The following is a 14,090-nucleotide window of genomic DNA, read 5'->3' on the forward strand; positions in this document are numbered from 1 at the left end:
TATACCAAAAAAAGACCCCCGAAAATAAAATTTTCGAGGGTCTTTTTACCAAATTCAGGTTTATCCATCTCAATCTGGTTTAATTATCTTTTAAATCTTCAATAGAACTAATGTCCATATAGGTTGGTACAACCAGACCTGTTTTGGCACCGTCCATATTTGGACCGAGATCATCGATCTGATCTTTGTACTTGTTGTAATAATCTGCAGAGGTGAGCGGCAGCCATGCAGCTGGAGTTGCATCCACATCACCATTGGCGATACCGGTCCACATTGGACCAATCTCTACCTGAAGGGCGGTTACTTTGTAACCCAGTTTTTCTTTCAAAATGTACTCCAGCAAGTTGGTACTTGCAATTTCGGAGTCCCAGGCTACGTAACTCAGTTTAATGGGATCTCCATTCACCGGGGTCAGACCTTTGGTCCATTCAGCCACTTTGTCGCTATGCTTTTCGGCAAAAGCTGCTGCGGCTTTTTGGGGATCCTCTCCGTCCTGAATGGCGACCATGATTTCACCCATATCCTCAGGTGTCCAGGAGAAGCGATCCAGGAATTCATAAGCGACAGGTTTGTCTTCCTTTAACCCTTTACGGGCAATGGTATGAATTTGTTCGGCTTCGCCATAGACGCCTTCCGGATCGTCCAGGTATTTCAAGTCATATGCGTTGAACATCCAATGCGGTGTCCAACCGGTAACGATAATTGGATCTTTATTCTTAACGGCTTTATCCAGCGTAGCTGTCATTGCAGCTCCTGAACCTTCAACCAGTTTCCAGTCAGACAAACCATATTTCTCAATGGCACTAGCTGTGGATTTCATGATTCCGGCACCTGGATCGATACCGATAATTTGATGATTTACTTCATTTCCCACATTGGCATTCGCCGATGGAGTAGAGGAAGATGCACCTGTTTCCAGATCTGCAATCGAATTAACGTCTGTCATGTACGCAGGAACAACGAGCCCTGTACGTACACCGGTCATGTTGGCACCCAGATCATCCACCTGGTCTTTGTAACGTTCCCAGTAGTCAGCGTGAGTCAATGGCAGCCAAGCTGCTGGAGAGGCATCTACGTCGCCTGAGGCGACACCCGTCCACATCGGTCCAGCTTCAACCTGCAGGGCGTTAACTTTATAGCCAAGCTTGTTTTCCATAACATATTTCAGCAAGTTGGTACTTGCTATTTCGGAATCCCAGGCTACATAGCTAAGTTTAAATGCATCGCCGTTAACTGGCGTCAGACCTTTGGTCCATTCGTTAATCTGATCTGCATGTTTCTCAGCGTAGTTTTTAGCCGCTTCTTCTGGAGATGTGCCGTTTTGGATGGCGCTCATCATCTCGCCCATTTCATCAGAAGTCCACTTGAAACGGGACAGGAACTCATAAGCAACCGGGTGATCCTTTTTCAAGCCTTTACGTGCGATGGTATGAATTTCTTCTGCATCACCAAAAGATTTTTCCGGATCATCCAGATATTTCAGATCATATTTGTTGAACATCCAGTGTGGAGTCCATCCAGTAATGATGATCGGTTGTTCAGCTTTGAGGGCTTTGTCCAATGTAGCCGTCATCGCTGCACCAGATCCTTCAATGAGGGTCCAATCCGTCAAATGATAGTCATTGATGGCTTTGGCAGCGGACTTCATAATACCTGCACCCGGGTCGATACCAATGATCTGATAATTGACTTCTTCGCCAATAGCATTAGCTGAAGTGTTGTTACCGCCGGCAGAAGAACTATTGCCACCAATAAAGTATTGTGAGAAACCAGCTACGAGTACAACCAGTGCTGCCGCAGCCGTAATCCAGGCTTTTTGTTTCGACGAGATGCGGGAGGTCTTCTTACGACCTGGCATAAACAGATTTTGCGTGAAACGGTCGAGCACAATCGCGAGTACCACGACAGCCAGACCTGCTTCAAATCCTTTACCGATCTGCAACTGCGTTACCGCACGATAGACTTCCGCGCCAATACCCTGTGCACCGATCATGGAAGCAATAACAACCATGGACAGCGACAGCATGATAGTTTGGTTAATCCCTGACATGACAGTAGGCAATGCAAGAGGAAGCTGTACTTTGAACAACTTTTGCATGGATGTGGAACCAAAAGCATCTGCTGCCTCAACGAGTTCGCCAGATACCTGCTTAATGCCAAGATGAGTCAGGCGAATCGTAGGTGGAATCGCAAATATTACGGACGCGATAACACCGGGAACCACACCAAGACTGAAGAAAGTTACAGCTGGCAGCAAGTAGACAAATGCTGGCATGGTCTGCATAAAGTCAAGCAATGGCGTAATAATCCGGGCTGCGGTTCTGCTGTATGCAAGCCAAATTCCGATTGGAACACCAAGCAGGATGGAGATTAATCCTGACGTAATAACAAGGCCCAATGTATCCATCGATTGGGACCAATATCCGAGGTTATCTACGAGCAGAAATCCAATAACCGTAAACAGGGTTAATGGTAATCGCCCAACAAGATATGCCAGTATACCAAGTATTACAATGAACAGAAGCGGATGGGGAAGCATGAACAACCCGGAGAAAAATCCGACAACCTCCTGAATCACGATAGATATCACTTTAAATAATCCGGAGAGCGAAGAGCTCATCCAGTCAACAATGGCTTCAATCCACGATGCTAGTGGTATTTTGGGAATCATTTGCAAGTTCCTCCTTTACTGCAACTTCACCGCTAAGTGCGCCAAGCAGGGCACCGCGGACGATAACACCTTGCAGACGACCATTTTCGCCAACGACAGCGAGCGGCACATGGGCTGAACTTACAATTTCGAACAATTCATGAATCAGGGTTTCAGGCGATACAGTCGGCCCATCCGTGATCAGAATATCGTTCAACACTTTGTTTTCGCGCATTGCACGGGTTGCATCTTCTGCTGTAATGACACCAAGCAGCTTCTTCGAACGGTCAATGACAAACAGGTTGGAAATACCACGTTCGCGCATTAATTCGAGGGCAACACGAGGACCACGGTCAAGCGTAATCGTTTCAGGACGTCGCATAACATGAGATGCGGTAAGGACCTTGGACAAGTCCACGTCTTCGACGAAGCGGGCCACATATGAGTTGGCCGGTTGAATCATGATTTCTTCCGGAGTACCGATCTGTACGACTGCGCCGTCTTTCATGAGGGCAATGCGATCGCCGATGCGCAGCGCTTCGTCCAAGTCATGGGTAATGAAAATAATAGTCTTTTTCATTTTATCTTGAAGCTCAATCAACTCATCCTGCATATCACGACGAATCAACGGATCAAGTGCACTAAAGGCTTCATCCATTAACAGTACTTCCGGATCATTTGCCAGCGCACGAGCCAAACCTACACGCTGCTGCATCCCGCCACTCAGCTCATCCGGCATTTTATCTTCCCAGCCTTTAAGGCCAACCAGTTCAAGCGAGGTTTTCGCTTTTTCCCGACGTTTATCTTTATCTACCTTTTGAATCTCGAGTCCATACTCCACATTATCGAGAACGGTACGGTGCGGGAATAACGCAAACTTCTGGAACACCATGCTGATCGTTTTCCGACGCACTTCGCGCAATTGTTCTTTGTTCATCTTGCGTAAATCTTTGCCATGCACGAGAATCTCTCCCGATGTCGGTTCAATCAGACGATTAAACATCCGAACCAGCGTCGATTTACCACTTCCTGATAGTCCCATGATGACGAAAATTTCGCCTTCTTTAATTTCCATGTTGACCCGGTTGACACCAACCGTTATCTGTTTTTCTTTGGCCAACTTTTCTTTACCCCAACCTTGCTCCAATAATTGAATCCCTTGCTCGGTTTGGGGGCCAAACAGTTTACTTACATTCTTAACTTCAAGTATGGTCATGTTTTCACCCCTTCTGATGTGTTGTGCACTTCGAACGGCTTTCAGCATCCACAAGCCCATACACTTGTGCGCCCAGCCACGAAATCCGGTAATTGCTTCGCTTCCCGTCTTTCTGGGTAACGTTTTGTATTCTAACAATACTTAACCTGTATAGCAACTGAATAAACAGTACATAATGTTTGTACAGTAAAAACTGTACAAAGTTTTCCGTCCATATGCTCTGTCATCCTCCTTATTTTGGCTAATAAGGCATCTTTACATTTGATATCGCTTTTCCTACAATAGAAAATAAGCTGAATTAAAGCTGTTTTTATTGGTTAAAAGATAGTCGTAGGCAGATGCAACCTGGTAAAGTTCCCCTTAACATACATTGGGTAGCCTAAAGTCCTCTGGCATATAGGATGTCCTGCAGGATACTTTCCCATGTAAGCAGGATCTTAAACCGTTGCAATTTATTTTGCCAAGACTGGGAATGTTCAGAATGGAGGTTGCAAGCATGGGCTTGGACCATTTAGAAGAGGAACAGCAAGCAACCGTTCTCAGAATCCGTAAACGCGTCATTGAAGCCATTGGACGTAATATGGATCTTTACGGAGTTACGCTGTCCACGGGACACTTATATGGATTGCTTTTTTTTGCAGACAAACCAATGACCCTTGACGATATGGGCCGGGAAATGGAAATGAGCAAAACGAGCATGAGTACCGGCGTACGCACACTGCTGGATCTAAAAATGGTGAATAAAGTATGGAGCAAAGGCTCCCGGAAAGACCTATATGAAGTGGAGTATGACTGGCATCAGACGTTTACGGATTATTTCGTGATTAAATGGAGAAAAGCCGTGGAGAGTAACCTGCAGGTACTGCGCAAATCCATTGATGAATTGAATCGTTTGATTTCTGACCTGGATGAACAAGCAGATGCTGAACTTCTTCACATTCTTATGGAGGACAAGCATAAAGTCCTTCAAGCAGAAGCCTATTACAAATGGTTGGACCGATTGATAGATACCATGGAAGATGAAGAAATATACAAGCTGGTTCCGAAGGAAGAAATTAAGGAACATTAATAACACCAAAGAACCCTCTCCAGACTGGAAAGGGTTCTTTGGTGTGCCTTCACTCATGCACAGACAATATACATAGTATGCTAATGAAGTGATCCGGTTGAGCACCGCGATAAGTATCATACAAGTGTGGTGTTTTTGAAAAAAGTTTTCGCCATAAAAAAAGAGGATACCTCGAGCCGTTTGGGCTGTAAGGTGATCCTCTTCTTGGGATATATATGATTTTAGTTAGGTGTTACCAACAGGATATCGTCCAGGAAAACATCACTAAGCGACTTTTTGCCTGTACCATTCGCTTGGACGTGATACAAACGGTACAAATCATTTGCGTTGATGTAGAACATTCCCGGAACATCCGCCATGAACTGGAATGTATCCCATTCATCTCCGGCAAGCTTGGTTACTTTGAGAGAGGGGTTAACGGAGTAGAGGCCATTGGTGCCCGATATGTATGCCATTGTTGGTGTGCCATTGGTGAACTGATTGCCCACATAGCTGACATTACTCAGATTCAGATTGACAGATTTAGATATCTTGTTGCCAGAAATGGTTTTGGCGTATGCCTTTTTATCAGCATCCACAATAATCATTTTATCTGTACCTAATGCGTCCACTTCTCGAATGCTCTTGCTGTGGACCTGGAGCGTCTTGCCTGAAGCGGTCAATGCATAGGCTTTGCCAATTGCATAGTTATAGTCCTTGTTGCTGTCCAACTTGATGCCTTTGTTATACACATAAAGGTTATTGCCCCAGCCACCAGAATAAACTGCGTTGACATCGAGCTTTGCTTTTGGGTTAACAGCTGTGGCTTTGCCTGTGTTGTAGTTAACCTTATACATCACAACAGCATTGGTGGAATATACCTGTTCATACGGGTCGGTATTGACCATGAGTTGAAGCTCATTTTTGGCTGGGTGCATAAAATAACGACCTTCTACTGCGCCTGCAGCAATCCGCTGTACGGCTCCGCTGCCATTGGATGCTTTGGAAACGATCCAGGTATTTCCGTTAACGAGCGCGTTATAGTATACTCGGCCTTTCGTTACAGTGAGGAGCGGAAAATCTGTATCCGCTTTGTCTGCAATTTTTTTGACAGTCGAAGCCTCACTGTCACCGTTCGCACGATAAATTGCACCTTTGGTGTCCATATAATAGATGAACCCGTTGTCTGAAAAGTAGTTTAACACCTCTGTAGCATACGTTTCGGCTGAATCACGTGATCCGTCATTTGGGACGCGAAGCAATGTTGTGGACGATTTGGATTGTGTGTAGTAGAGGTAAGAGCCTGCCTCGACAAGGTCAACCCCTTCGAAATCCAGCAAGACTTCAGTTGTGTTACTTCCGTCACCGGATACTTTGTACAATACCCCATCGGAATCATAGTACACAGTAGATTGGCTGAGCGAGGCTGCTTGCGCGGCGTTCCCGCCTCCCAGTGTCGCTGCTGCCAGCAACGTAAACAGCAGCAAGGCGCAGATGGTACGTTGCACCCGTGAGGACCATTTGTTCATAAATCAATCGTCACCCTTCTTCTTTATGTATGTAATAAATACCTTAACACCTTAAGTTATATCGGCAAACTATGGAAAATATGTTATACATCTTAGTCAAATATGATCGACAGATATGAAATTGAATTTTATTAAAATTCCCACTCGGAAATGCATCTGCATCCGTCATAGCCAACGTCTAACATGCTGCAAAAAAATCAAAACACCGCGCGCAAGGGGATGCACGCGGTGCAAACTTAAATCTGACTTTCTGCCAGCTGCTGCCGGCTGTTCCACAAGGTGACCAGCCGAAGCAGAGCGAAACTGATGAGCAGAAGCACCGCTCCAATCAGGAGCAGCATGAATGGACTAATTAGCAGCATGCCGCTCGCCTGACCGGCAATCAGTGCAAGCAACGGAATGACCACTAATCCACCCAGTTGATAGGCTTCCTGGAATCCACGAACCTTGGCCGAAATCAATACATTAAACAAAATGACCACAAGACTGCATGCCGGAACCACCCAGAGAACGAGAATGATCCAGTTCAGATTGGGGAACATCCATTTCCCAAACATTGGGTACATCAGGATATTGGCAATGATTCCGTAGATGATGAATGTAGTCCAGGATAACAACAGGGAAGGAATGAGAGCAGCCAGCACTTTTCCTTTGAACAACGTATCCATACTCATCGGCGTGAAAAGAAGACCTTCTAATGTCTTCCGTTCCTTCTCACCTGCAAAGCTGTTCGCCGTCAGAATGCTGGATGCCATCACCGGAATGATGAGAAACAACGGGGCAAACATGTACAAGCCCAAATAATAGACAATACGATGGTTATCCGTAGGCATGGAAACGAGCTGGGGGATCTGGCCGGAATGGGTTAAGGTATCCAGTGTATCAAGCAGTAAGCTCATATTGCCCAGGGAACGAAGTTCCATCCTTGAGGCTGTCCACAGAAGGACTGCGGGCATGATGATACCAATTATCAATGGAACGATCAACATGGGCAACCAGAGCTGAACACTGGCTGTGATGGCTTGAATGTCTTTGCGTACAAGTGCACGTATGGCTTGGCGGTTATTCATGATGGTGTGCCTCCCTAATAGCAAAATAAATACTTTCCAGATCACTGCCCAAGATTCGTGCCTGATAGACTTGTCCGCACTCTGTTAATCTCCGCAGCAGAACTGGAATCTCATCACGGGATTGGAGCTGAAATATCGCTTTATATGCGGAGATCACTTCCGGCATATATTCTGTTAAGGACAGCCAGCCGTTCGGTATGGTCGCTTCAACTTCAATTCGTGGTGTGGTCAGATAACGGTTCACAATCTCCTGCTCCGAACCTTCTTCCACTTTGCGACCCTTTTCCATAAAAATATACCGGTCACACACGGCCGAGAGCTGGGACAGCACGTGAGACGAAACGAGGATAGTCATGTTTTCCTCCTGGTTCAATCGACGAATGATACGGAGTACCATCTGGATTCCGTCAGGGTCAAGTCCGTTGGTCGGCTCATCCAGAAAGAGGATGGAAGGGCGATGCAGCAGCACCCGCGCAAGACCTACGCGTTTTTTCATGCCTGTGCTGTAGGTGCCGACTTTCCGATGCTGATAATCCTGCAATTCGAACAGATCTACGAGTTCTTCGATTCGTGCTTTGGCATGTTGTACACCGAAAGCTTCAGCGAAAAAGATCAGGTTGTCACGTCCGCTCATATTTTCATACAATCCGCTCTGTTCGGTTAGTGTGCCGCATAAGGCTAGTACGTTCTCCGTCTCACGGAAGGGATCAAGGCCGTTAATGCTCACTTGTCCACCCGAAGCGCCAAGAACGCCGTTCATGATGCGGATCAGGGTGGTTTTGCCCGAGCCGTTGGGCCCAATCAGCCCGGTAACGCTACCTTTTTCAACCTTAAAGCTGACATCGTTCAGTGCCTGATGCACTTTAAATTGCTTGGAAATGTTGCGAACTTCAATCATGTACATTCACCGTCCGATCTGAGTTTGGAGATTATACGTCCAACCCGATCATATCGTTCAAATGAATGTCAAAATTAAAGTTTCCTCCTTCTTAAGTCCCAAACGCATGCAGAAACTTCACCCTAAAGTCTGGAGAAATCGGGTCTCAGGTTTGTTTTCACTGTACCCATTACCATGTATTCTGGTTAAAAGGATGCAATATCCCGTTTCATTGCCATCCATAACGTGGTAATTAGACCTAAGGCCTCTTACATATCTGGAATGCCTGAATATTCATCTAACGCCGGTCTTGGTTAACCAGGGCCGCTTTGACGTCGCCGCTTGACGTATCCATCCGGTGAACGCCTGTTTCCAAAAAAGTACATAATCTATTCGTCTAACACATCATATGCACACATACTTTCTGGGGCATCTGATGTATTGGACTATGAGGAAGGTGAGCGAAATGACAGCATCCAATGAATATCGCTTTCAAGTGAACCTGAGCGGTATGATCCAGATTTTATCGAACCATCTATACAGCAGTCCCAAAGTGTTTTTGCGTGAACTCATGCAGAACGCTACCGATGCCATTACAGCCCGATCGGAGGCAGATCCTGGCTTTCAGGGCGAAGTTCGCGTGGAACTGACCGGAACAGGTGAGCATCGCACGATGATGGTGGAGGACAACGGTATAGGCTTGACTGAAGCCGATATCCATGAGTTCCTGGCAATGATCGGACAATCCTCAAAGCGGGGGCAACAAGCTCTGCTGGATGGAGAGACTTCTTTTATCGGGCGGTTCGGAATTGGGTTATTGTCCTGTTTCATGGTGAGTCATGAAATCGTCATGTTGACGCAATCCGCGAAGGGCGGACCCTCCATGGAGTGGCGAGGCAAGCCGGATGGCACGTATACGATTCGGCAATTGGACGTACAGTTGTCCCCGGGGACGAAAGTGTATCTGCGCTCCACATCGGATGCGGCCCATTATTTTGATACGGAATATGTGAACGAAGCCTTGTTCTATTATGGAGCGCTGCTGCCTTATCCCGTTACGCTGCATAGTGATGGTGTTCAGCATATCGTAAACAGTCAGTCGCCAACCTGGTTGATAGAGCCTGAACTCGCGCGGGGACGCAGAGCGGAGGTGCTGGCTTTTGGTGAACGCTTGCTTGGAGAGAAGTTTCAGGATTACATTCCACTGACAACCGCTTCTGGCCGTACAGGAGGCATTGCTTATGTGCTGCCCCATGCCGTTAATCTGAATGCCAAGCGTTCCCATCGGGTGTATCTGAAGAGAATGCTGATCTCGGAAAAGGCCGAGAATATTTTGCCGGATTGGGCTTTCTTTGTGAAATGCCTGATCTGGACGGATGAGCTTCCACCGACGGCTTCACGGGAGCATTTTTATGAAAATGAAAAGCTGGAAGAGGTACGCTCCGAACTCGGTGATGCTCTTCGTCAAGGGTTGGCCGACATGGCAGAGAGCCAAACGGAGCGGTTGCAGAAGCTGATACGTCTCCATGCCCTGTCGATGAAGGCACTGGCTGTGCAGGATCAGGAATTTTACGCGATGATTCATCGCTGGCTTCCGTTTGAGAGCACTCGTGGTCATCGGGAACTGGGCGAGCTAATGGACGAGGGAGAGACGTTGTACTTCACTACCTCGGTGGATGAGTATCGCCAGATTCACCATGTCGCCTCTGCTCAATCGATGCTGGTTATTAATGGTGGATACATCTACGACAGTGATTTGATGGCGATGCTGCCACTCGCAGTACAGCATGTAAAGACGGAACGATTACATCCGGATGAAGTATCCATGAGTTTCACCGACGTGCCGCCGAGTGAACGGAACCAGTATTATGATGCGCTGCGCCTCGCTGATTCTGCATTACAACGTTTCCGCTGCCGTGCAGAGGTCAAAGGGTTTAAGCCAGCGGATTTGCCTGTGTTGTTCACACTCTCGCAGGAGTCTTCCACGCTCCGTGCATTGGAAAAAGCAAGCGAGGAGAGTACAGAGTTGTTCTCTTCTGTCCTTGGTTCATTGTCTTCAGGGATTAGTTCCGCAGGATATTCAACCTTGTATCTGAACATTAACAATCCTATTATTCAGCGAGTACTGACGGCACCAGATGCCCAAATGACCCCGATTGCCATGGAGATGTTGTATGTCAACGCGCTGATGATGGGTCATTATGCGATGAATCGGCAGGAGCTTGAGGTGCTGAATCAGGGCATCGTTCGGTTTATAGATTGGGGATTGCGTGCGAATACAGATCGTAGTAAGGGGGATGCCTGATGAAGACAGAGCTGGATTTTGAGGATCTGATGGAAGAGGCCTACGGCTTGCCAAATGGAATAGCGAAGCTGGGCATGCTGGAGCAAGCGGCAAGAGTAGCCGATGTGAATGGCATGGAGGAAGAAGCGTACGAGGCGCGTTCGGAGATCGTGGAGACGGCGACATTTTGCGGTTATCCGATGAAAGCACTGATTGCTTTTTCCTGGCAGCTGGGCAAGTTTGATCAACAGCCTGAACAATATGACGAAGAAACGTTAATGTGGTCGTACAAATGGATTTTGGGCGAGTTATCCAGCTTCCCGGAAGTGTCTCGCGATAAAATGATGGAACTGCTGGAGGACTTCGGACGTCGCTTCAAGTCATTTGGATACAGCGAACGTTCGTATTGGTATTATCGTTTCCGCATATCCATGGATCTTGGGGATCTGGAGGAGGCTGGAAACAGCTATACGAAGTTCAGAAGCATGGACCGTGACTTTATGAGTGATTGTGAAGCCTGTGAGCAGGATGAGATCATGCGATATTGGATACTTGTTGGAGATGATGAGAAGGTATTGGAAGCGGCGAAGCCCATTTTGAAAGGGCGAATGAGCTGTGCCGAAATTCCGCACCTGACCTTATCGGAGATTTTGATGCCATTATACCGACTTGGCAAGATGGATGAAGCTGACAAATATCAGCCCAAAGGTTACCGCATGATCAAAGGACATAATGATTTTGTGCAAAGCTTTGCCGAGCAGATGGAGTATCTTGCACGCACGAACCCGGCGAAGGGCATCGATGTATTGGAAGAAAGTCTGGTGCTCGCGATGGATCATGAAGATCCGTTTGCCAAAATGATGTTCTATGCCAGAGCCGCACAATTGCTGCGCCGCTGGGCCGACGAATCTCCAGGATACCGCTTGCGGCTTCCCGCTTCATTCCCCTATGAAGGAGATCCGGGAGATTTACATAAACTGGCTGAATATTTTGCAGCCCATGCCAAAGCATCTGCTGAGAAGTATGATCAGCGTAATGGCAATCAACATGTCTCTTCAATGTTAGGCGAAGTATAGCCAGAATAATTCACTAAAGCGCTAACGAACTCAGCGTCACTAACCAAAGCAGGCTTGTTCATAGGGGAGGAAGATCCTCCTTCGAACAAGCCTGCTTATCTTTTTATACTGTAAGTATTATGAAGTTGGTATTCAGTTTGGTATTCAGCTTATTCAGGAGTCACGGTTGCAGGCGCGGTTGTATCTTCAGCAGGTTCCTCATCTAAGGAAGTTTCCGCTTGCGGCTGCTTTGACATCAGATCAGCTACGATCTTGTCGGTAGGCTGTGTAAACAATTGGTACATAATCGCGGCTTCCTCCTGGCGGATCAGTGGTTTGCGTGAGAGGAAATCGACTGATCCATCCTCCAGCACCTTCACTTCCGGACCGTGTATGCCTAGCTTAATCATCATCTGGATCGCAGGCACTGCCCAGGCATCTGTCTGCCCGGCCAACTTCACATCGACGAACAGTTCGTTCGGGTATTGCAGCTGGAGTGTTCTCCAGATCATCACCATCGCTTCCTGACGGGTGATGATCTGATCCGGCTTGAACTGTTTCTCATCTGCACCCGTGATCATGCCGGATTCATAACCAAGCTGAATGTAACCGGCAGCAGGGTGTGTAGCCCAGTCGGTATCCGCAGGTGGCGTCGTTTTGCTAGCTTTCAGCCCGCTCATTTTAAGCACATCTTCAATGAATTCAGCCCGTGTAACGGCATTTTTGGGTTGAAAAGCTTCACTTGCATCATTGGTATAGTATCCAAGCGATTGTAATCCATAGATGGCCTCAGCATACGGACTGTTCGCACGGACATCACGGAAGCCTTGAGGTTTCTGCCCTTTCTTCTCATATCCGAATGGATTGAGGTAAGGTTCTTTCATATAGATGGTTCCATCAGCATTTTCCTTGAACGCCGTGAATTGGCCTGTTAATGCATCCTTGAAGAGATGATCTTCAATCTGAATCAGGTTACGTGAGCCCAGAAAAACATCTGAAATACTCAATTGTCCGGGCTCGTTGCCGCTTTCTTTCAGGGAACTGACAATGGTGCTGAGTCGCAGATCTGCGTAAAGCCCAGCGAAGCGTTGCAGTTCATCCGCAGATTGAGGCGTATACTCCTTGAACTTGACCGGCTCCGCATATTGCGGGAAGAACGTCTGGATAAAGGCCGGATAGAACAGATTACGAAGTGCTCCCGTCTGGTTGTAGGTAAGGAAGACACCTGTGTTTTGCTCAGGAATTAGGAAGAGATAAGAGCTAAATCCATTGATGTCGCCTGCTTTGGTAATAATTTTGGAACTGCTGCCTGCACCCGGAAGCTGAAAAGCAGCTTCGAACCCATAAGTGGTGTCAGGTAACAGCGGATGAATGGACGAGCGGTATTGTTCCATGCTTTTTACTGTAGATTCTTTCCAAATACGTTCGTTATCCTTCACACCATTATTCAGGAAAGCGATCATGAAATTCCCAATATCCTCAGCCGTTGACAGCATGCCGCCTTGGGGCATAGGCGTTGGGGAAAGGGTGTACAGATCCAGTGGATTATGGGCCGCATCATAGGCCGTTGCAAGTTGGTTTTTGAACTTGCCGTTCAGCATAAAACTGCTGTTATCCATACCCAGAGGTTTGAAGATATGTTGCTGCATATACGTCTCGAACGGCTCGCCGCCGACATTCTCCACAATCATGCCAAGCAGCAGGAAGGAGAAGTTATCATACATGTAGGCGCTACCAGGTTCCCTAACGACAGGTGGCATATGTAACTTTGCATAATCCTCCATCGATACGATTTTGTCGAAGTCATCATGGATGTCTTCCTGCTGCGGGTCGCGAATCTCGAATCCAGTGGTATGTGTAAGCAGATTCTCCACCGTTACAGGTTTGTCAAAAGGATTATCGAATTCCAGCCCCTTCACATAGGTCTGAAAATCAGCTTTTAAATCCACCTTGCCTTGCTCCACGAGCTGCATGACAGCTGCTGCCGTGAACGTTTTGGAGACCGAGGCTATGCGAAAGGTGGTGCTTTTCGGATCTACGGGCGTTTTGCTCTCCAGATCAGAATAACCATACCCTTTCTCAGCCATAACTTTTCCATCTTTGACGACGACCACGGAAGCACCAACATATTGGGCCTTGGCTTCGGGGGAATCAAAGAATGTGTCGAGAAATGCTGTGGCTGATTCGCTCGTCAGAGCTGTTGCTTTCCCTTTTTCGTTGACCACAGCAGATGCGGTCTCCGCCTGCACGGCGGGTGCCCATAGACTGAGGGAAAGGACCAGCGCCATGAGCGCCCCGGTTAGGGAGGTGAGCCTGAAGCGGGTGCTTCGATTGGATAAATGCATGCAAACACTCCTTTTA

At 47.3% G+C, this 14,090-nt stretch carries 9 protein-coding genes; 3 read left to right on the top strand and 6 right to left on the bottom strand.

From position 1 onward, the window contains the following. Positions 1 to 79: 79 nt before the first annotated feature. Both ACFTRD_RS02780 and ACFTRD_RS02785 read right to left on the bottom strand, forming a co-directional pair. The gene (locus ACFTRD_RS02780) at positions 80 to 2,671 is read right to left on the bottom strand and encodes a glycine betaine ABC transporter substrate-binding protein (RefSeq protein WP_379377645.1); all 2,592 of its coding nucleotides are present in this window, start codon (positions 2,669 to 2,671) and stop codon (positions 80 to 82) included. Continuing rightward, positions 2,637 to 3,866: a quaternary amine ABC transporter ATP-binding protein gene (locus ACFTRD_RS02785; RefSeq protein WP_062323694.1), complete on the bottom strand. Its 1,230-nt coding sequence runs from the start codon at positions 3,864 to 3,866 to the stop codon at positions 2,637 to 2,639. Before ACFTRD_RS02785 ends, ACFTRD_RS02780 begins: the two co-directional genes overlap by 35 nt. A 496-nt stretch (positions 3,867 to 4,362) precedes the next feature. Between ACFTRD_RS02785 and ACFTRD_RS02790 the strand changes: the two genes are divergently transcribed. After that, entirely contained in the window at positions 4,363 to 4,935 is a 573-nt protein-coding gene (locus ACFTRD_RS02790) for a GbsR/MarR family transcriptional regulator (RefSeq protein ID WP_379377646.1), read from the top strand. A gap of 221 nt (positions 4,936 to 5,156) precedes the next feature. On the opposite strand, the gene ACFTRD_RS02795 is transcribed toward ACFTRD_RS02790, so the two are convergent. The 3 genes from ACFTRD_RS02795 to ACFTRD_RS02805 form a co-directional block, all read right to left on the bottom strand. After that, complete coding sequence (locus tag ACFTRD_RS02795; RefSeq protein WP_379377647.1) at positions 5,157 to 6,443, bottom strand: DUF5050 domain-containing protein; 1,287 nt, start codon at positions 6,441 to 6,443, stop codon at positions 5,157 to 5,159. Positions 6,444 to 6,679: 236 nt separating this feature from the next. Then, a complete protein-coding gene (locus ACFTRD_RS02800) occupies positions 6,680 to 7,513 on the bottom strand; it encodes an ABC transporter permease subunit (RefSeq protein WP_379377648.1) in 834 nt (277 codons plus the stop codon). Further along, on the bottom strand, positions 7,506 to 8,411 hold the full coding sequence (locus ACFTRD_RS02805) for an ABC transporter ATP-binding protein (RefSeq protein ID WP_379377649.1): 906 nt from the start codon (positions 8,409 to 8,411) through the stop codon (positions 7,506 to 7,508). Before ACFTRD_RS02805 ends, ACFTRD_RS02800 begins: the two co-directional genes overlap by 8 nt. 445 nt (positions 8,412 to 8,856) lie before the next feature. On the opposite strand from ACFTRD_RS02805, the gene ACFTRD_RS02810 reads away from it, so the two are divergent. Continuing rightward, complete coding sequence (locus ACFTRD_RS02810) at positions 8,857 to 10,695, top strand: HSP90 family protein (protein WP_379377650.1); 1,839 nt, start codon at positions 8,857 to 8,859, stop codon at positions 10,693 to 10,695. After that, the gene (locus ACFTRD_RS02815; RefSeq protein WP_379377651.1) at positions 10,695 to 11,750 is read left to right on the top strand and encodes a hypothetical protein; all 1,056 of its coding nucleotides are present in this window, start codon (positions 10,695 to 10,697) and stop codon (positions 11,748 to 11,750) included. Before ACFTRD_RS02810 ends, ACFTRD_RS02815 begins: the two co-directional genes overlap by 1 nt. A gap of 149 nt (positions 11,751 to 11,899) precedes the next feature. On the opposite strand, the gene ACFTRD_RS02820 is transcribed toward ACFTRD_RS02815, so the two are convergent. Then, positions 11,900 to 14,074 (bottom strand): serine hydrolase domain-containing protein, encoded by a 2,175-nt coding sequence (locus tag ACFTRD_RS02820; RefSeq protein ID WP_379377652.1) that lies wholly within the window; start codon positions 14,072 to 14,074, stop codon positions 11,900 to 11,902. Positions 14,075 to 14,090: the final 16 nt, after the last annotated feature.

The sequence above is a fragment of the Paenibacillus sp. NPDC056933 genome (assembly GCF_042674385.1).
Classification (GTDB): domain Bacteria; phylum Bacillota; class Bacilli; order Paenibacillales; family Paenibacillaceae; genus Paenibacillus.

Coding starts and splice junctions, on each gene's coding strand:
- ACFTRD_RS02800 (WP_379377648.1), bottom strand. CDS start 7,513: ATGAATAACCGCCAAGCCATACGTGCACTTGTACGCAAAGACATTCAA.
- ACFTRD_RS02805 (WP_379377649.1), bottom strand. CDS start 8,411: ATGATTGAAGTTCGCAACATTTCCAAGCAATTTAAAGTGCATCAGGCA.
- ACFTRD_RS02815 (WP_379377651.1), top strand. CDS start 10,695: ATGAAGACAGAGCTGGATTTTGAGGATCTGATGGAAGAGGCCTACGGC.
- ACFTRD_RS02795 (WP_379377647.1), bottom strand. CDS start 6,443: ATGAACAAATGGTCCTCACGGGTGCAACGTACCATCTGCGCCTTGCTG.
- ACFTRD_RS02810 (WP_379377650.1), top strand. CDS start 8,857: ATGACAGCATCCAATGAATATCGCTTTCAAGTGAACCTGAGCGGTATG.
- ACFTRD_RS02780 (WP_379377645.1), bottom strand. CDS start 2,671: ATGATTCCCAAAATACCACTAGCATCGTGGATTGAAGCCATTGTTGAC.
- ACFTRD_RS02785 (WP_062323694.1), bottom strand. CDS start 3,866: ATGACCATACTTGAAGTTAAGAATGTAAGTAAACTGTTTGGCCCCCAA.
- ACFTRD_RS02820 (WP_379377652.1), bottom strand. CDS start 14,074: ATGCATTTATCCAATCGAAGCACCCGCTTCAGGCTCACCTCCCTAACC.
- ACFTRD_RS02790 (WP_379377646.1), top strand. CDS start 4,363: ATGGGCTTGGACCATTTAGAAGAGGAACAGCAAGCAACCGTTCTCAGA.